Annotated in this window: 18 protein-coding genes; 11 read left to right on the top strand and 7 right to left on the bottom strand. The window is 66.7% G+C overall.

From position 1 onward, the window contains the following. Nucleotides 1–11 precede the first annotated feature (11 nt). Together GFS60_RS18275 and GFS60_RS18280 are read left to right on the top strand one after the other, a co-directional pair. Complete coding sequence (locus tag GFS60_RS18275; protein WP_159923351.1) at nucleotides 12–458, top strand: nuclear transport factor 2 family protein; 447 nt, start codon at nucleotides 12–14, stop codon at nucleotides 456–458. Continuing rightward, on the top strand, nucleotides 458–1,219 hold the full coding sequence (locus GFS60_RS18280) for an SDR family NAD(P)-dependent oxidoreductase (protein ID WP_159923353.1): 762 nt from the start codon (nucleotides 458–460) through the stop codon (nucleotides 1,217–1,219). Before GFS60_RS18275 ends, GFS60_RS18280 begins: the two co-directional genes overlap by 1 nt. 31 nt (nucleotides 1,220–1,250) lie before the next feature. Here GFS60_RS18280 and GFS60_RS18285 read toward each other — a convergent pair whose 3' ends face one another. Continuing rightward, a complete protein-coding gene (locus tag GFS60_RS18285) occupies nucleotides 1,251–2,072 on the bottom strand; it encodes an arylamine N-acetyltransferase family protein (RefSeq protein ID WP_159923355.1) in 822 nt (273 codons plus the stop codon). A 127-nt stretch (nucleotides 2,073–2,199) separates the two neighbouring features. Between GFS60_RS18285 and GFS60_RS18290 the strand changes: the two genes are divergently transcribed. Beyond that, a complete protein-coding gene (locus tag GFS60_RS18290) occupies nucleotides 2,200–3,282 on the top strand; it encodes a PQQ-dependent sugar dehydrogenase (protein WP_159923357.1) in 1,083 nt (360 codons plus the stop codon). Nucleotides 3,283–3,296: 14 nt separating this feature from the next. Here the strand turns inward: GFS60_RS18290 and GFS60_RS18295 are convergent, their stop codons facing one another. Continuing rightward, complete coding sequence (locus tag GFS60_RS18295) at nucleotides 3,297–3,626, bottom strand: hypothetical protein (protein WP_159923359.1); 330 nt, start codon at nucleotides 3,624–3,626, stop codon at nucleotides 3,297–3,299. A 120-nt stretch (nucleotides 3,627–3,746) separates the two neighbouring features. Between GFS60_RS18295 and GFS60_RS18300 the strand changes: the two genes are divergently transcribed. Genes GFS60_RS18300 through GFS60_RS18310 form a run of 3 tightly spaced genes read left to right on the top strand, consistent with a single transcriptional unit; the run spans nucleotide 3,747 to nucleotide 5,650 of the window. After that, on the top strand, nucleotides 3,747–4,610 hold the full coding sequence (locus tag GFS60_RS18300) for a spermidine synthase (protein WP_159923361.1): 864 nt from the start codon (nucleotides 3,747–3,749) through the stop codon (nucleotides 4,608–4,610). A 60-nt stretch (nucleotides 4,611–4,670) separates the two neighbouring features. Beyond that, nucleotides 4,671–5,120, top strand: a complete 450-nt coding sequence (locus GFS60_RS18305; RefSeq protein ID WP_159923363.1) for a PPOX class F420-dependent oxidoreductase — start codon at nucleotides 4,671–4,673, stop codon at nucleotides 5,118–5,120. A 59-nt stretch (nucleotides 5,121–5,179) separates the two neighbouring features. Further along, complete coding sequence (locus tag GFS60_RS18310; RefSeq protein WP_159923365.1) at nucleotides 5,180–5,650, top strand: hypothetical protein; 471 nt, start codon at nucleotides 5,180–5,182, stop codon at nucleotides 5,648–5,650. A gap of 59 nt (nucleotides 5,651–5,709) precedes the next feature. Here the strand turns inward: GFS60_RS18310 and GFS60_RS18315 are convergent, their stop codons facing one another. The 5 genes from GFS60_RS18315 to GFS60_RS18335 form a co-directional block, all read right to left on the bottom strand. Continuing rightward, nucleotides 5,710–6,465 carry an AIM24 family protein gene (locus GFS60_RS18315; protein WP_159923367.1) on the bottom strand — a complete coding sequence of 252 codons (756 nt, stop codon included), beginning with the start codon at nucleotides 6,463–6,465 and terminating at the stop codon, nucleotides 5,710–5,712. Beyond that, nucleotides 6,462–7,160 carry an AIM24 family protein gene (locus GFS60_RS18320; protein WP_159923369.1) on the bottom strand — a complete coding sequence of 233 codons (699 nt, stop codon included), beginning with the start codon at nucleotides 7,158–7,160 and terminating at the stop codon, nucleotides 6,462–6,464. The genes GFS60_RS18315 and GFS60_RS18320 overlap by 4 nt, the downstream gene beginning before the upstream one ends. A 5-nt stretch (nucleotides 7,161–7,165) precedes the next feature. Beyond that, the gene (locus tag GFS60_RS18325; protein WP_159923371.1) at nucleotides 7,166–7,789 is read right to left on the bottom strand and encodes an AIM24 family protein; all 624 of its coding nucleotides are present in this window, start codon (nucleotides 7,787–7,789) and stop codon (nucleotides 7,166–7,168) included. An 80-nt stretch (nucleotides 7,790–7,869) separates the two neighbouring features. Further along, complete coding sequence (locus GFS60_RS18330; RefSeq protein WP_159923373.1) at nucleotides 7,870–9,012, bottom strand: DUF475 domain-containing protein; 1,143 nt, start codon at nucleotides 9,010–9,012, stop codon at nucleotides 7,870–7,872. A 116-nt stretch (nucleotides 9,013–9,128) separates the two neighbouring features. Next, on the bottom strand, nucleotides 9,129–9,704 hold the full coding sequence (locus GFS60_RS18335; RefSeq protein ID WP_159923375.1) for a TerD family protein: 576 nt from the start codon (nucleotides 9,702–9,704) through the stop codon (nucleotides 9,129–9,131). 255 nt (nucleotides 9,705–9,959) lie between these two features. Here GFS60_RS18335 and GFS60_RS18340 point away from each other — a divergent pair, with 255 nt between their 5' ends. The 5 genes from GFS60_RS18340 to GFS60_RS18360 are packed head-to-tail and all read left to right on the top strand — an operon-like array spanning nucleotide 9,960 to nucleotide 15,617. After that, on the top strand, nucleotides 9,960–11,078 hold the full coding sequence (locus GFS60_RS18340) for a hypothetical protein (RefSeq protein WP_159927326.1): 1,119 nt from the start codon (nucleotides 9,960–9,962) through the stop codon (nucleotides 11,076–11,078). A gap of 12 nt (nucleotides 11,079–11,090) precedes the next feature. After that, nucleotides 11,091–12,311, top strand: coding sequence for an HpcH/HpaI aldolase/citrate lyase family protein (locus tag GFS60_RS18345; protein WP_201453399.1), 1,221 nt, complete (start codon nucleotides 11,091–11,093; stop codon nucleotides 12,309–12,311). Beyond that, nucleotides 12,308–13,591 carry a phosphoribosyltransferase family protein gene (locus tag GFS60_RS18350; protein WP_159923377.1) on the top strand — a complete coding sequence of 428 codons (1,284 nt, stop codon included), beginning with the start codon at nucleotides 12,308–12,310 and terminating at the stop codon, nucleotides 13,589–13,591. Before GFS60_RS18345 ends, GFS60_RS18350 begins: the two co-directional genes overlap by 4 nt. Next, a complete protein-coding gene (locus GFS60_RS18355; protein ID WP_159923379.1) occupies nucleotides 13,588–14,712 on the top strand; it encodes a cysteine protease StiP family protein in 1,125 nt (374 codons plus the stop codon). Before GFS60_RS18350 ends, GFS60_RS18355 begins: the two co-directional genes overlap by 4 nt. After that, the gene (locus tag GFS60_RS18360; protein ID WP_159923381.1) at nucleotides 14,709–15,617 is read left to right on the top strand and encodes an HAD family hydrolase; all 909 of its coding nucleotides are present in this window, start codon (nucleotides 14,709–14,711) and stop codon (nucleotides 15,615–15,617) included. The genes GFS60_RS18355 and GFS60_RS18360 overlap by 4 nt, the downstream gene beginning before the upstream one ends. Nucleotides 15,618–15,680 lie beyond the last annotated feature (63 nt).

Raw genomic sequence — 15,680 nt, forward strand, 5'->3', positions numbered from 1 at the left:
GGAGGGTGATCATGGACCTGGAAGCTGTCGCCGCGATCAGCAGACTCAAGTACGCCTACCTGCGCGCCCTCGACACCAAGCACTGGGACGAATTCGCCGACACCCTGCTTCCCGACGCGACCGCGAGTTACGGCGAACATCTGACATTCGACTCACGCGACGCGGTGGTCGAGTTCATGAGAACCAGCCTCGGCCCGCAGACCATCACCGAGCATCACTGTGGCCACCCGGAGATCGACGTCGACGGTGACACCGCTACCGGCCGGTGGTACCTCTCCGACCTCGTGCTGATCCCCGAACACGACATGGCGTTGCGCGGAGCTGCCTTCTATTCCGACCGCTATGCTCGCGGGCCGGACGGGCGGTGGCGCATCGCGCACACCGGCTACGAGCGGACCTTCGAGGCGGTGATGTCTCTCGCCGACATCCCCAGCTTCCGGTTGACGGCGCATCCCTGATGGGCGCGCTGGACGGCAAGGTGGCACTGATCACCGGAGCAGGGCAGGGCGTCGGGGCCGGTATGGCGCGTGCACTGGCCAAGGAGGGCGCGCGGATCGCGGTGGTAGGGCGCACGGAGTCGAAACTCGTCGAAACGTGCGCTGCCATCGCCGACTTCGGTGGTGTCGCCGAGCCTTTCGTGTGTGACATCAGCAAGCGGGAGCAACTGGGGCCGATGGTCGCACGTGTGGTCGAGGTGTTCGGCGGCATCGACATCCTGATCAACAACGCCAACGCTAGTGCGCTCGGCCCGTTGCTGGAGGTCACTCCCAAGCTGCTGGACCGGGCCATGGCGGTGGGTCCCGTGGCGACTCTGTTCCTCATGCAGCTGTGCCATCCCCACTTGAAAGCACGCGGCGGCGGCTCGATCGTCAATCTCGTGAGTTCCTCGGCGGTGCGCTGGGACACCAGCGGTTACGGGCTGTACGCGGCCACGAAGGAGGCCATGCGCTCGCTCACCCGCACCGCCGCCAGTGAGTGGGGCGCCGACGGAATCCGGGTCAATGCCATTGCGCCGCATGCCCTCTCTCCCGGACTGCAGTGGTGGACAGAGAACAATCCGGAGGAGGCGGCCGAGTTCGTCCGGTCGATACCGCTGGGCCGGATCGGAGACTGTGAGCAGGACATCGGACGCGCCGTCGTCTTCCTCGTCGGACCCGACGCCGGCTACCTGACCGGTGCCACCATCCCGCTCGACGGCGGCCAGGCACGCTGGAGCTGAGCGTCGAGCCGGTTGCCCGGCGAGCACGCTGTCAGGGCAACCGGTGGAACGCCTCGTCCAGTCCGCGAAGTCCGCTGGTGTCGATGAGGAACTCCGATTCGAGGCATTTCCGGAGCTCGTCGGCGCTCGTCAGTTCGAGTCGGACGGACTCACCACCGAGCGGGTGGACGGTGAACCGGGTTCCGTTGAGTGCATACCGGCGCCCTTCCGCGACCCGGGCAGCGAGGAGTCCGGTGACGAAATGGGAACCGGGCCAGGTGGACAGGTACCAGTTCGGCGCCTCGTAGTCGACGGGGTGCTGCGGGGTGAGGTCGAAGCGGTAGATGGGACGCCACTCGTCCCCCACGAGGGCCTCCAAGAGGTAGTCGCCGCGCAGGTCGAGCAGCCGGAACGGCTCGAGCGGAGTGTCCTGCACCGTGTTCGTTTCGAGGCGCAACGTGGTGTCGAGGGTCATGCCACCGAACCCGACGTCGATGATGCGCCGGTCACCTTCGACATCGACCAGTAGCAGCATGTGCGAGCGCGGGTTGATCACGTCGGTCGACGTCGACCCCCACAGCACCCGTGCGGCCAACGCCGTGACTTCGAAGCCCAGCTCGAGGAGGACGGCGCGCAACAAGAGGTTCTGCTCGAAGCAGTAACCTCCTCGGCGCGATTCCACCAGTTTGCGTTGCAGCGACTCGAGGTCCAGCCGATTCGGTGTGCCGAGGAACGGATCGAGGTTCTCGAACGGAATCGACCGGGCATGGTGGGCGGCAATGGCATTCAGTGTTGCCGTCGTCGCGGATCGGTCCCCGTGGTATCCGATCCGTTCGAAGTACCGCTCGAGGTCGAGATCGCCTGCAGTTCCCATGATGCTCAGTGTAAGCACGCCCGAGTGGGTGATCAGGCGCCGTTCGCGTCCGGTGAGCGGCATCGTGCGCGCGAGCGTACTTTCGCACTTGTATGGGTGGAGACCGGCGCGCGGCGGAAGGACTCTCATGAAACGGGGATGTGTTGCGGTTGCCGCGTTGCTGGTGGGCTTTGCCGCCACCGGTTGCCAGACCGATTCGAGCACGGGGGAGTCGGCGGCGACATCGGCGGCGCAACCACCCGTAGCCGCTCCCACCGTGATCGCGACCGAGTTGGAGGTGCCCTGGGGAATCGCGCTGTTACCCGACGGCGCCGCGGTGATCGCCGAGCGGGACAGCGGCACCATCCGTCGCCTGCAACCGAACGGTGACGTGACCGAGGTCGGGGAGGTGCCGGAGGTGGCAGCGCGGGGGGAGTCGGGACTGCTCGGGATCGCCGTGTCGCCCACCTACACGTCGGACCAGACAATTTTCGCCTACCTCACCACCGACGAGGACAACCGCGTGGTCGCCGTGCGATACGACGGCCGCGGCCTCGGCGAGCCCGTCCCGATCCTCACAGGAATTCCGGCCGGGTCGATCCACGACGGGGGCCGAATCGCCTTCGGACCCGACGGCAAGCTCTACGTCACCACCGGCGAAGCCGGCGATCGGCCGCTCGCCCAGGATCCCTCCTCGCTCGGCGGCAAGATCCTGCGGATCAATCCGGACGGAACGATTCCGCCCGACAACCCGCTGTCCGGATCACCGGTCTGGTCGCTGGGACACCGGAACGTGCAGGGCATCACCTGGGACGACGCAGGCAGGTTGTGGGCCACCGAGTTCGGCGCGAACACGTGGGACGAAGTGAACCTGATCCGGCCTGGCGCCAACTACGGATGGCCCGACGTCGAAGGGCAGGCGGACGAGGCCGAATTCGTGGACCCGGTGGTGCAGTGGCCTACGGACGAGGCGTCACCGTCCGGCGTCGCCTACCTCGACGGGTCGCTGTGGGTGGCGGCATTGCGGGGCGAACGGTTGTGGCGGATACCCGTCGGCGGGGACGGCTCGCTCGGTGAACCGCAGTCGCTGTTCGCAGAGGAGTACGGGCGGCTGCGCACCGTCGTCGCCACACCGGACGGGGCGCTGTGGTTCAGCACGAGCAACCGCGACGGTCGGGGGTCGCCGGCAGAGAGCGACGACCGCATCCTCGCGGTGCGGCCGTCGGCCTGAAGTGCGGCGGGGCGTCAGTCGGTCCAGGGCGCGACGGGTGGCTTCACCCACATGATCTTCTCGTCCGCGTGTGCGGGCGATGCCGACGGATGATCCGGGTGGCGCTCGGCCCACGCCGACTTCTGGTCGAGCAGTTCGGCCACGGTGAGCCAGGTTTCCATGGTGCTCGGTGGGTTGGATCCGGCTGCCCGGGCCAGTTTCCGCAGTGTGCCGTCGGTGAGGTCGAGCAGTTCCTTCCCGCTGATAGCGCGATCCCAGACGTATCTGGCGAGCCCCACGGCCTTCTCGCGACGTTTGCGCGCCGCGCCTTCGGTGTGGGCGAAGTCGACTTCCTGAGGTTCCATCGCCTCCCTCTCTCGTGCGCGCCACTACGGTAGGTCACCGCGTAGTCGTGCCGGTATCGTGGGATGACGATTGTCGCAGCAGACGCGCGCAGTCGATGCGAACGGTAGGGAAGTCGGTATATGGGCAGGCAGCGCGGCGGCCGAACTGCGCACGCACCCGAAGGTGGGCCCGTTGCCGGGGTCTATCCGATCGACACGGGAACCTGCGAACTCGCCGAGGACAACGTCAATCCCCACGGCTGGGTCCTCAAAGTGAACGGCGTCGAAAGTTCACACATCGACCTCACGGATCCCGAACACCTCGATTTCGAGTACATGCGGTGGATGGCCGACCTGATCGGATCCCGCTGGCAGCGCGCGGACCGGGTGCGGGCACTACATCTCGGCGGCGGCGCCTGCTCACTTGCCCGTTATCTGTCGGCTGTGTATCCGGACGCCCGGCAGGTAGTGGTCGAACTGGACGGCAAGCTGGCCGAACTGGTGCGTCGATGGTTCGATCTGCCGCGGGCACCGCTGCTCCGACTCCGCGTCGGTGAAGCCAGGGCTGTCACCGAAACCCTCACCGAGTCGAGCCGCGACCTGATCATTCGTGACGTGTTCGCCGGCAACACGACGCCTCCGTCACTCACCACCGTCGAATTCACCGGCCAGGTTCGCAGGGTCCTGGCACCGGGCGGGATCTACGTCGTCAACTGCGGTGACACCCGCGACCTCGTGAAGGCGCGGCGGGAAGCGGCCACCATCGGCAGCGTGTTCCCGCACACCGCCGTGATCGCGGACCCGGCCATGCTGAAGGGCCGTCGCTACGGCAACATCGTGATCGCCGGAAGTGATGTGCCCCTCGGCGACGACCCCGCACTGGTTCGGCGACTACTGGGTGGCGGTGTGCCCGCACACCTCTGGGACGACGCGCAGGTCCGGTCGTTCGCCGGTTCGGCGCGTGTCCTGCTCGATGCGGAAGGATCACCGGGCGAGTCCGGGTGAGACTGCGCTGCGGATGGCGCAACGGGAACATCACCGACCGCACCGTGGTTGGGTGTCGGTATGAGCCTGGAAGTGAACGACGCGCAGCGTCCCCTGCTCGACCTCGTCGCGACACACTCGCACGCCGTCCTCACGACGATCAAAAGGGATGGCCGACCGCAGTTATCCAACGTTCTCTACACCTGGGACCCCGACACGAACACCGCCCGGATCTCGGTGACCGCGGACCGGGCGAAGACACGCAACGCCGCGCGGGACCCCCGGGTGTCGCTGCACGTGAGCGCGCCCGACTTCTGGAGTTACGCGGTCGTCGAAGGTGACGCCGAGCTGAGTGCCGTCGCCGGCGACCCCCACGACGCGGCCACCGACGAACTCGTCGAGGTATTCCGCAATGCAGCAGGTCGGGAACACGACGACTGGGAAGACTTTCGTCGTGCGATGGTGTCCGAGCGACGGCAGGTACTCCGGGTGCGCGCGACACACCTGTACGGCATGGCCCAGCTGCCGTGAGCATTCGGCCCGGAACGTAGCTGTGGCAGGCCGCCGCCCCCGGTGGGACCATGGGGTGCATGCGCAGGAGGCGGTGGCCGGCGGCCGCGCCGCCCGCCACGGGAGGGGTCGTCGTATACGGCCCCGTCGAACTCGCGACTACCCGTGATCTGACGCTCCGGCTGGCAGAGGTGGTCGCCCACCCGGCGGGTCTCGAGCTGCGCATCGAGCTCACCGCGACCGGACGCACGGCTGACAGGGCGCGTCACGAAACCCGCCCCCTCGACGATCCCGACGACCCGTCCGCCCGCTGGTCGTATCTCGCGGTGCACGTGCGGGTGGACGACGTGGTCGGTGAGGCCGACCCGAGCCACCTGCAGTCCACGTCGAGGGTGGCCACGAGCGAGGCGTCCGAGTATCACACCGAGCCCCGCTACTGGGTCGGCGCCTACCCGGAGTCGGGGGTGATCACCCTGACCGTGGGGTGGCCGGAAATCGGGCTGCATGCCCGGACCGACGTCATCCGGCTGGGCCCCAACCCCGCCGGCTGAGCGGGGCGAATGTACCTTTCGGCTTTGCTACCGCGTCGAAAGGTACATTCGCCTCGACGTCAGCGAGGCTGCTCGGCCAGCTTGGCGGCGATCACACCGTTGAGCCGCTGCAGACCGCTCGGGGTGATGCCGTGGATCTGGCCCTCGATGCTGCGCACGACATGCGTGTCGCTCAGGACCTTCTCGCTGGACTGAATCAACACCGTTCCGGCGCCCGTGAAGTCGAACTGGCGTTCCTCCCCCGAGTTGATGCCCATCATGTGGGCGCCGGCGGCGAGGAAGTTGCTGATCCACCCCTGGTCGTAGTGGTGGCTCGGCGACGGGCAGTCCGCCCACCCGACGAGTGCTTCGGGGTCGATCCGCAGTGGCGGCTCGGCGAACATCACCGGGCCGTTGGAGGAGGCAAGGAACTTGCCGGTTCCGATGAGGGTCAGGAACCCCGGGACAATCGACTGGTTCAGCGACAAACCCGGTTCGAAGGCAAGGAGATTGGACGCCCGGATGGTGAGGTTGCCGTCGTCGAGGTCATACGAGTTGATGTCGTAGCCGCGGTCACCGATGATCAGCTTCCCGAAGCCTTCGGCTACCGCATACTCACCCATGTAGAGCGGCGCCGAGAACTGGTTGGCCACCATGTGCAGTGCGGCGCCGTGCAATCCGTGGGTCAGTGCCTGGAACTGCATCTGCCCGTAGTAGGCGATCATCGCACCCTTGCGGATGAACCAGGGTGCAGTGAGGTCGATGCAGTAGGCGTAACTGTTGTCCGGAATGTTGTCGCTGGCGCCCAGGGTCGTCGGATTCAGCACGGTGCTCACAGTTTCTCCTCCGAAGCCTGAACGTAGACGATTCCTTGTCCGGTGCACTGCAATTGCATCGCTTCTCCGGCGCCGCGGCCCACGGCATCCCGCCAGCCGACCGCGGACTTCAGTTCTACCTGAACGTTTCCGTACGTACCGACGAACGCGTCGGGGTCGACGAGGATGGGGTTGGGTCCGCCCACCGGGATCTCCAGGAAACCGCCGTGCGCCAACAGCACCGCCGATCCGTACCCGGACAGCTGCGTGGTGAACATGCCTGTCCCGGACAACGCACCCGCAGCGGCGCCGCGGAGGGCACCGAGCATTCCGCGACCACCGCCACCGCCCTGACTCATCACCGAGACCACCGAGCTCTGCAGTCCGGCGTTGTGGGCCAGCAGTCGGGACGCCTCGACGCACAGAGTTCCACCCTGCGACATGTCGACCACGTGCACCTCGAGACCGGCGTGACCGTAGTGCACCTCGCCCTGTCCCTGCGCGAGCATCGTGCGCTCGTGTTCGCCCTGCATCATGCGTCCGGCCATGCGGGTGAACCCGCCCATCCCGGCCATGGACTGCGAACCGGGAACCTGGTGCGGTGAGAACTGGACCTGACCGGTGTAGAACAGCATCGACCCGGTGCGCGCGACGACTCCGCCCGCTGCCCCGACATCGACCTTGACGACCTTCGAATTGACCTGTGTGAACACCATGCTGATCACCGTTCCGCCGGCTGGATGGACACGACGCCGTGGCCGTCCCACTTGAGGGAGAAGGCTTCACCGTTGCCCTGGCCGACGGCGGTCCGCCACGACACATCGGTGACGAAGGACTGGGTCAACTGCCCGCGGGCCGAGACGAAGGCGTCGGGGTCGACCACGAGTGGATACTGCGGCGACACCTCGAGGTGGATGAGCGGGCCACCGGCCGAGAGGAGGGCCACCTGCCCCTGCCCCGACACCGTCGTGGTGAACAGGCCCTGGCCGCCGACACCGCCGCGGAGACCGGTGAAGGTGACGTTGGTGTTCAGGTTGCCGCTGAGTGCGAGGAGTTGCTGCGACTCCACCTGCAGCGTTTCACCCGCGAGGTCGATGACGGTGACGTGCTGGCCGCCCACCGCCAGGTAGACGACACCGTTGCCGGAGCATTCCATCAAGGACAGCGACTCGCCGGTGGCGCGCCTCTTCATCCCCGCCAGTACACCGTCGCCGCCACCGAAACCGGCCGATTTGAAGCTGACATTGCCTTCGTAGGCAATCATCGATCCCTGTATTGCCCGGATGGTGGTTCCGGCCAGTTGGGCTTCGACCACCTTCTTCGACTTTTCGAGCAGCCGCGCCATAGGTGCCCTTTCCAGTGCCGAGCGGCAGTGCTCGTGACCGGGTCACGACCACTGCCGCAGGATGCGAGTACAGGCAGAACCTAGCTGATGGAGAGCGGTTTCGGCTCGTCCACGTCATTGTCCGAGCTCCCGCCGGCTGCTGCCGCCTTGCGGTTGCGCAAGATGCTGGAGATGAACGCGGCTCCGATGAGGGCGACGCCGACGAGTCCGGTGACGTTCTCGTTGACGTGGTAGCCGATCGAGACGAGCAGGATCACGGCCAGGGCGCCGATGGCCCAGTGCGCCCCGTGTTCGAGGTACACGTAGTCGGACAGGGTGCCCTTGCGAACGAGGAACACGGTGATCGAGCGGACGAACATCGCACCGACGAAGCCGAGGCCGAGGGCGATGATGATCGGGTCGGAGGTGATCGCGAAGGCACCGATCACGCCGTCGAAGGAGAACGACGCATCCAGGACCTCGAGGTAGAGGAACAGGAAGAAGCCGGCCTTGCCGGTGGCCTTGGCCAGTTCGGTCGGGCCGCCACTGGAGCCCTCGACGACCTCGCCGTTCTCATCCTCTTCCGGGGTGTTGAACAGTTCGCCGAGGCCGTTGACGGCGATGTAGGTGATCATGCCGAGGACTCCGGCGACCATCACGGTCGAGACGGTGTCTTCGGGTGCGATGTACGAGGCGGTCAGCAGAAGCAGGCCACCGGCGACGATCACCGCGAGCTGGTCGAGCTTGCCTGCTCGGGCGAGCGGCTTCTCCAGCCAGGACAGCCAGGTGATCTCGCGCTCTTCGAGGATGAATCCGAGGAAGAGCATCAGCAGGAACATGCCGCCGAACGCCGCGATCTGCGGGTGGGCGTCGGTGAGCAGGGTTTCGTAGCTGGGGCTGCCGTCGGGGAAGTACGCGGCGTCGTCGGCGGGCGGGTTGAGTGCGAGGTCGAGGGCGGCGACCGGGCCGAGGCCGGATGCGAGCCACACGATGACCAGCGGGAAGACCAGGCGCATGCCGAACACGGCGATGACGATGCCGACGGTGAGGAAGATTTTCTGCCAGAACTCGCTCATCCGCCGCAGCACGGTGGCGTTGATGACGGCGTTGTCGAACGACAGGGAGATCTCGAGGATCGAGAGGATGACGACGAGGAGGACGGCTTGGGGGCCTCCGTAGAGCGCCGCGATGATGATGGACACCACCGTGACAGCGAAGGACAGACCGAATATTCGCAGAACCACTGAGCGTGGCCTTTCTTGTTGGGCAATGCCGGGTGGCTACTGCTGGAGTACGAACGCCGAGGAGGGTTCCACGTCAGCGACGCGAAACCCTACCCGGCTGATGTAGCGAAACTACGTCAGACGTTGACGCCGTAGTCGCGGGCGATACCGGCGAGCCCGGACGCGTAGCCCTGGCCGATAGCGCGGAACTTCCACTCTGCGCCGTTCCGGTACAGCTCCCCGAAGACCATCGCCGTCTCGGTGGACGCATCCTCGGACAGGTCGTAACGGGCGAGCTCGTTGCCGTTTGCCTGGTCGACGACGCGGATGTACGCGTTGCGAACCTGACCGAACGACTGCGAGCGGGTCTCGGCGTCGTAGATCGAGACGGGGAAGATGATGCTCTCGATGTTCGCGGGGACCGCCGCCAGGTTGACGTTGATCACCTCGTCGTCGCCTTCGCCGGCGCCGGTGGTGTTGTCACCGACGTGCTCGATGGAACCGTCCGGCGAGCGCAGGTTGTTGAAGAAGATGAAGTGCTGGTCGGAGACAACCTTCTTGTCGGCACCCGCACCGATGGCGCTGGCGTCGAGGTCGAAGTCGGTACCGGTGGTCGAACGAGCGTCCCATCCGAGTCCGACAGCCACCGCGGTCAGGTTCGGCGCCTCCTTCGTGAGTGAAACGTTGCCGCCCTTGGTCAAGCTGACGCCCATTCAGGGGTCCTTTCGAGAGGAGGTGTTCGACCTCGACGGCTGTCGAAGTCTCGAGATCGTCGTGCACCACCACGATAATGAATTTGTCCGACTTGTCCCATCCGATACCTGTCCACAGGTTTGTCCACAGGCGATTCCGGTCAGCTCGGGCCGACTGCGCCGACCAGTACGATTTCAGGTGTGACGAGCGGATGGTCGGGACGCTTCCGAGGAAGAGCCCGGAGCGACGAGTCGACCCGTCGCGCCCACGACACCATGGTCGCAGCGTTTCTCGACATGGACAACCGCCAGAGCATCGCCGCCGCGGCGGTCGACGCCTCGAAACAGCTCACCCCGGAACGCGGAGTCCAGCGGCTGTGGGAGCCGGTTCGGGACGGGTGCTATCAGGCGGCGTCCGCGTATCTCGCGGCGGAGGATCAATTCGACGGCGTCCAGTCGCCGGCGGCAACCGCCGCCTTCGAGCGGGTCACAGCGCAATTAGTGGCCGCGACACAGGCGCTGGACGAGTTCTACCGCGCGCATCGCAGTCATCTCGAGGAATCCACGGCGATGCTGGCCGCCGTTCCACAGGTGGCGCAGCAGGCCCTGCAGACCGCCGAGGCCGCTCGCGACGGGCTGCGGCGACACCAGGCGTACGGCGACTATCCGTCGGTGCGGGCATCCGCTGCGGCGCTCGACGACGCCGTCGCGGCCTTGCAGGCAGCCCGGGGGGCCAACCCGGTGCGCGAAGCCGCGGGCCGGGTACGGGACGCTGCGGCGGCCCTCGACAGTGCGCTGGCGGCGGCGCCGTCCAAGGAGCGGGACGCCTCACACGCGGTGTCGTCCGTGACCACCCGGATCGCCGCCGTACAGACCCGCGCCGAGCGGCTCGCGCCCGCCTACTCCGCACTACTGCGAGAGTTCAACGCGAGAAGTTCGGCGGATCTCGTCCGCAACGAGCAGGACAGTCGCCTGCAGATCGAACAGGCCGAGGCCGATCTGCAGAAGGCGCGTGAGGCCCTGACCGCGGGCAACCCGGAAGGCGCGCTCGAGTTGACGAGCGCGGCGCGGACTCATCTGGCGGATGCCGAGGCGAAGGTGGACGGTGTCACCGACCGGTTGCGACTACTGCGGCATGTCCGCGAGAATCCGCGTGCGAAAGAGAACGAGATCAGATTTCGCCTGCGCGATGCCCAGATGTTGGCTGTCAATCGCGGGCTCGTGCGGGAATGGGGGTCGGTCCTCGACGCCCAGCTCGAGCGGATCGACCGGATCGCAGGGACACTGACGGGCAGGCACCCCGACTACTGGGCGTACATCACCCAGCTCGATGCGGTGTCGGCGTTCATTGCCGAGGTGGTTCAGAAGATGAGAGGACATACAGCGCAGCGATGACATGGGGGGACGATGAGTATTAGCGAACAGACCGCGGCAGGCGCCGTGACACCGGGTACCACGATGCCGCGGGTACGGCACTTTCACCACCTCGACTCACAGACCCACGAACGGTTGTTCCTGCACGCTCCGCAGTCGCTGGAACCGGACGAGGACAGGGTGGTGCTGGCCGTCGCCCTCGGTGCAACGTTGTACGTGCCGGCCACGCGGTCCGACCTGGCGGACATCGTGCTTCGCCGGTCCGCGGAGGGCGTGTGCTCGATGGTGCTCGACCTCGAGGACGCCGTTGCCGACGATCAAGTGGAGTTCGCGCTGCTCAATGCCGTCGACGCGCTCGACAGGCTGGCCGCTTCGGGTGGTGCCCGGCTGCAGCTGTTCGTGCGGGTGCGGGCGGCCGCGGATCTTCGGCGCATCGCCGAGCTGCTGACCACGGGCGCGGAGGTCCTCACCGGCTTCGTGATACCGAAGTTCGGGAGCGTCACCGGCCGCGAATTCCTCGACGAGCTGGCCGCCGCGTCCGATCGTCTCGGCAAGCACCTGTACGCGATGCCCGTGCTCGAATCGCCGGAACTGGTACACCGTGAGACCCGTGACCACGAACTCGCGCGTATCGGCGAGTTGCTGGCCGAGCGCCGCGATCAGATCCTCGCGGTGCGGGTCGGGGCCACCGACATGTGCGGCACCTTCGGGATCAGACGTGACCGCGACCTGACGATCTACGACGTCCGGGTGGTGGCCGACGCGATCGCCGCCATCGTCAACTACCTCGGGCGCAGCGATCACACCGGGCACGTCATCACCGGACCGGTGTGGGAGTACTTCGCCGATCACGAGCGGATGTTCCGGCCCACGCTGCGCGCCACTCCGTTCGAGGAACACGACGAGGTGCGGTTCCGTCAGCAATTGGTGAGCCGTGATCTCGACGGTCTGCTCCGCGAAATCGCCCTCGACCGGGCCAACGGTATCCAGGGCAAAACGGTCATCCATCCCACCCACGTGGCCGCCGTACATGCCCTGTCCGCGGTCACACACGAGGAGTACCACGACGCTCTCGACATTCTCGGCGCCGACGGCGTCGGCGGGGTGCGCGCCTCGGGATACCGCAACAAGATGAACGAGATGCGCCCTCATCGCAATTGGGCCGAGAAGACGCTCGTCCGAGCCAAAGTGTTCGGCGTGACAAACGAGGGGATCACATTCGTGGATCTGTTGACTGCTCTGGCCGTCCGATGACGTCATCGACCTCGCTACGCGAGCTACCCTGGGCCACCGAGCATCTCGGGCTGACGCTCACCCACGTCGATTCGGCGGTCGGGCTCACCGTTCCCGAGCTGATCGAGCCGGGGCTGCGCCGCAACCCGCGCCGTGCGCACCTGCTCGTCTCGACGGTCCTCGGCAAGCACCTGCCCACCGAACCCGGGGTCGTGATCTCCGCGGGCAACACCCTCGGTGACCTGGTTGCCGAGGTGCTCGGTTCGGACGCCGACCCGGTGGTGCTCGGGTTCGCCGAGACCGCGACCGGCCTCGGGCACTGTGTCGCCGCCCGGCTGCACGCCCGGTGCTACCTGCACTCGACTCGTCGTGACGTCCCGCAGGTGGTGACGTTCGCCGGGTTCGAGGAAGGGCACTCCCACGCCACCAGCCACCAGCTGCAACCGACCAGCGCCGAATTGTTCGCCAACGACCTGCCACTCGTCCTCGTCGACGACGAGATTTCCACGGGGGCCACCGCCGTCGACGCGATACGTGCACTGCACCGGCACAACCCGCGCAGCCGGTACGTGGTGGCGTCGCTCGTCGACATGCGTACCTCGGAGCATCGCGACGCCATGGACGTCGCCGCGGCGGAGTTGGATGTCCGGATCGACAGTGTCAGCTTGGCGCAGGGCCGCACCGAGCTCCCGGACGGGCTGGTGGAGTCCGTCACCGCTCTTCCCGACCCGGTGCTCAACGGAGTCGCCGAACGGGCGGGAACGGTCGAGCGCATCGACCTGGACTGGCCCACAACGGTTCCCGACGGAGGGCGTCACGGATTCCTGCGCGAAGACGTTGCCGCCTTCGATCACGCTGTCGGATCCGTGGCTGCCGCACTCGGTGATCGTCTCGATTCTCGGCGCCCCGTGATCGTCGTCGGGCACGAGGAGTTGATGTATCTGCCGCTGAGGGTTGCGGAAGCGCTCTCGGCATCCGGCCATCGCGTGCGATACCAGACGACGACGCGGTCGCCGGCGTACGTGCTGAACGAGGCCGGATATCCACTGCGCCGTGGATTCCGCTTCACCGCACCCGAATCCGGTGAGGAACAGCCCAGATTCCTGTACAACGCCCAGTGGCCGGACGAAGATGCCGTGGTGGTCGTGATGGTCGACGCGCCGGCCGATACCGACCGGCTCACTTCCGAAGGCGGCCTGCTCGACGTGCTCACCGCATCGGGCACCGACGTGGTGCTCGCCGTGGTGTCGGGAGCCGACCCCGCCCGGCTACGGGCCGCACGAGAAGGTGTGTCGTCGTGACGGGCCCGACCGGACCCGGCCCGTTGACCGGACCCGCATTCGGGTCGTACGCCGCCGAAGAGGTGGCGTGGCTCCTCAAAGACCTCTCCCACGTGAACCTCGAGGCGGACGTGGCCGAGCGGGAACGGCGCATCCAGGCGGGTGACGCCCACTACGCCGAAACCCTGCCGATCGAGTATCAGCCGGATGCCGAATACCGCGAGCTGTTCGAGAAGGTCCTGCAGGACAGTGCCATCCGGCTTGCAAGGGCGGTGGGGACCGTGACCGAACTGGTCCTGGCCGAACGAGGCCGGGACATCACCCTCGTATCGCTGGCGCGCGCCGGGACCCCGGTGGGCGTGTTGATGCGGCGGTGGGCGCGCGAGGTTGCCGGAGTGACGCTGCCCCACTACGCCGTCTCGATCGTCCGGGACCGCGGTATCGATGCGACCGCCCTCGACTATATTGCGGCGCATCATGATTCCCGCAACGTGGTGTTCGTGGACGGCTGGACGGGTAAGGGCGCCATCGCGCGCGAGCTGTCGCAGGCGCTCACCGAGTACCGCGACGCCGGGGGCGCCGTTTTCGACGACGACCTCGCCGTCCTCGCCGACCCCGGGCATTGCGTACGCACGTTCGGCACCCGCGACGATTTCCTCATCGCCTCCGCCTGCCTCAACTCGACGGTCTCCGGACTGGTGTCGCGCACGGTCCTCAACGACACCCTGATCGGGCCGGGCGACTTCCACGGCGCCAAGTTCTACGCCCACCTCGCGGGTGAGGACGTGTCCAATCATCTCCTCGACGCTGTCTCCGCCGCTTTCGCCGATGTGCGCGAACACGTTCCCGGTGACGTGGAGAAGCTGCTCCGCGGGGACAGGACACCGACCTGGGACGGCTGGAAGTCCGTCGAGGCAATCCGCGAGCAGTACGGAATTTCCACCGTCAACTTCGTCAAACCGGGAGTCGGCGAGACCACCCGGGTGCTGCTGCGACGGGTGCCGTGGCGTGTACTCGTTCGCGACCTCGACGCGCCTGAGCACGCGCACATTCGACTGCTCGCCGCGGCGCGCTCGGTTCCGGTGGAGGAAGTGCCGGATCTGGCGTATTCGTGCATGGGCCTCATCAAGGATGTGACATGAGCAGGCAGGACACGAAAAGTTCGGGCAGGACGGCGCTGATCGCCACCGACCTCGACCGGACCATGATTTATTCGCGTACCGCGATGGAGCTCGGTACGGCCGAGTCCGACGTGACGTCCACGCCGGACGCCGAGGACGTGTTGTGCGTCGAAGTGTACGACGGAAAACCGTTGTCGTACGTCACCTCCGCCGCCGAGGCCATGCTGAGGAAGCTCACCGCTTCGGCGGTGGTGGTCCCCACGACGACGAGAACCATCGTGCAGTTCCAGCGGATCGAGTTGCCCGGCGCGCCGTGGCGGTATGCCATCACCACGAACGGCGGGAACATCCTGGTCGACGGGGTACCCGACGAGCAGTGGCGCACCGGTGTCGAGACCGCGCTCGCAGCCGGCGGCGCCTCACTCGAGGAGGTCGGGGCCGAACTGGGTCGCCGGATCGACGACAGCTGGGTCCGCACTTTCCGCGTCGCCGACGAGTTGTTTTCCTACCTGGTGGTGGATCCCGAAGCGATGCCGTCGGGATTCGTCGAGGAGTGGGACGAATGGTGTGTGGCGCGGGGATGGGGGGCGTCGCAGCAGGGTCGCAAGATCTACACGATGCCGAACGCGGTCTGTAAGAGCCTCGCGGTCGCAGAGGTTCGTTCGCGGCTGATCGACGACGGGGTGCTTCCGCCGGATGCACCCGTTCTCGCAGCCGGTGACGGTGCGCTCGACGCCAACATGCTCAGCGCCGCCGACGCCGCGATCCGCCCACGCCACGGAGAACTCGAATTGGCGAACTGGCAGCATCCGACGCTGTCGATCACCGAGAGCAGCGGTATCGCCGCTGGTGAGGAGATTCTCCGCTGGATGTCGGCGCGCGTCGCCCACGGTGCGGCGACGACGTCTGTCGCCTCTCTTTTGTAGGTTGGTAGGCAAACCGGTCGAACGGGACGAACCCGACGCTCCCCACAGTGAAGGAATCACGCA

Origin of the sequence: Rhodococcus sp. WAY2 (assembly GCF_009859915.1) — a bacterium.
GTDB classification, from domain to species: Bacteria; Actinomycetota; Actinomycetes; order Mycobacteriales; family Mycobacteriaceae; genus Rhodococcus_F; species Rhodococcus_F oxybenzonivorans.

Coding starts and splice junctions, on each gene's coding strand:
- GFS60_RS18275 (WP_159923351.1), top strand. CDS start 12: ATGGACCTGGAAGCTGTCGCCGCGATCAGCAGACTCAAGTACGCCTAC.
- GFS60_RS18280 (WP_159923353.1), top strand. CDS start 458: ATGGGCGCGCTGGACGGCAAGGTGGCACTGATCACCGGAGCAGGGCAG.
- GFS60_RS18285 (WP_159923355.1), bottom strand. CDS start 2,072: ATGGGAACTGCAGGCGATCTCGACCTCGAGCGGTACTTCGAACGGATC.
- GFS60_RS18290 (WP_159923357.1), top strand. CDS start 2,200: ATGAAACGGGGATGTGTTGCGGTTGCCGCGTTGCTGGTGGGCTTTGCC.
- GFS60_RS18295 (WP_159923359.1), bottom strand. CDS start 3,626: ATGGAACCTCAGGAAGTCGACTTCGCCCACACCGAAGGCGCGGCGCGC.
- GFS60_RS18300 (WP_159923361.1), top strand. CDS start 3,747: ATGGGCAGGCAGCGCGGCGGCCGAACTGCGCACGCACCCGAAGGTGGG.
- GFS60_RS18305 (WP_159923363.1), top strand. CDS start 4,671: ATGAGCCTGGAAGTGAACGACGCGCAGCGTCCCCTGCTCGACCTCGTC.
- GFS60_RS18310 (WP_159923365.1), top strand. CDS start 5,180: ATGCGCAGGAGGCGGTGGCCGGCGGCCGCGCCGCCCGCCACGGGAGGG.
- GFS60_RS18320 (WP_159923369.1), bottom strand. CDS start 7,160: ATGGTGTTCACACAGGTCAATTCGAAGGTCGTCAAGGTCGATGTCGGG.
- GFS60_RS18325 (WP_159923371.1), bottom strand. CDS start 7,789: ATGGCGCGGCTGCTCGAAAAGTCGAAGAAGGTGGTCGAAGCCCAACTG.
- GFS60_RS18335 (WP_159923375.1), bottom strand. CDS start 9,704: ATGGGCGTCAGCTTGACCAAGGGCGGCAACGTTTCACTCACGAAGGAG.
- GFS60_RS18340 (WP_159927326.1), top strand. CDS start 9,960: ATGGTCGCAGCGTTTCTCGACATGGACAACCGCCAGAGCATCGCCGCC.
- GFS60_RS18345 (WP_201453399.1), top strand. CDS start 11,091: ATGAGTATTAGCGAACAGACCGCGGCAGGCGCCGTGACACCGGGTACC.
- GFS60_RS18350 (WP_159923377.1), top strand. CDS start 12,308: ATGACGTCATCGACCTCGCTACGCGAGCTACCCTGGGCCACCGAGCAT.
- GFS60_RS18360 (WP_159923381.1), top strand. CDS start 14,709: ATGAGCAGGCAGGACACGAAAAGTTCGGGCAGGACGGCGCTGATCGCC.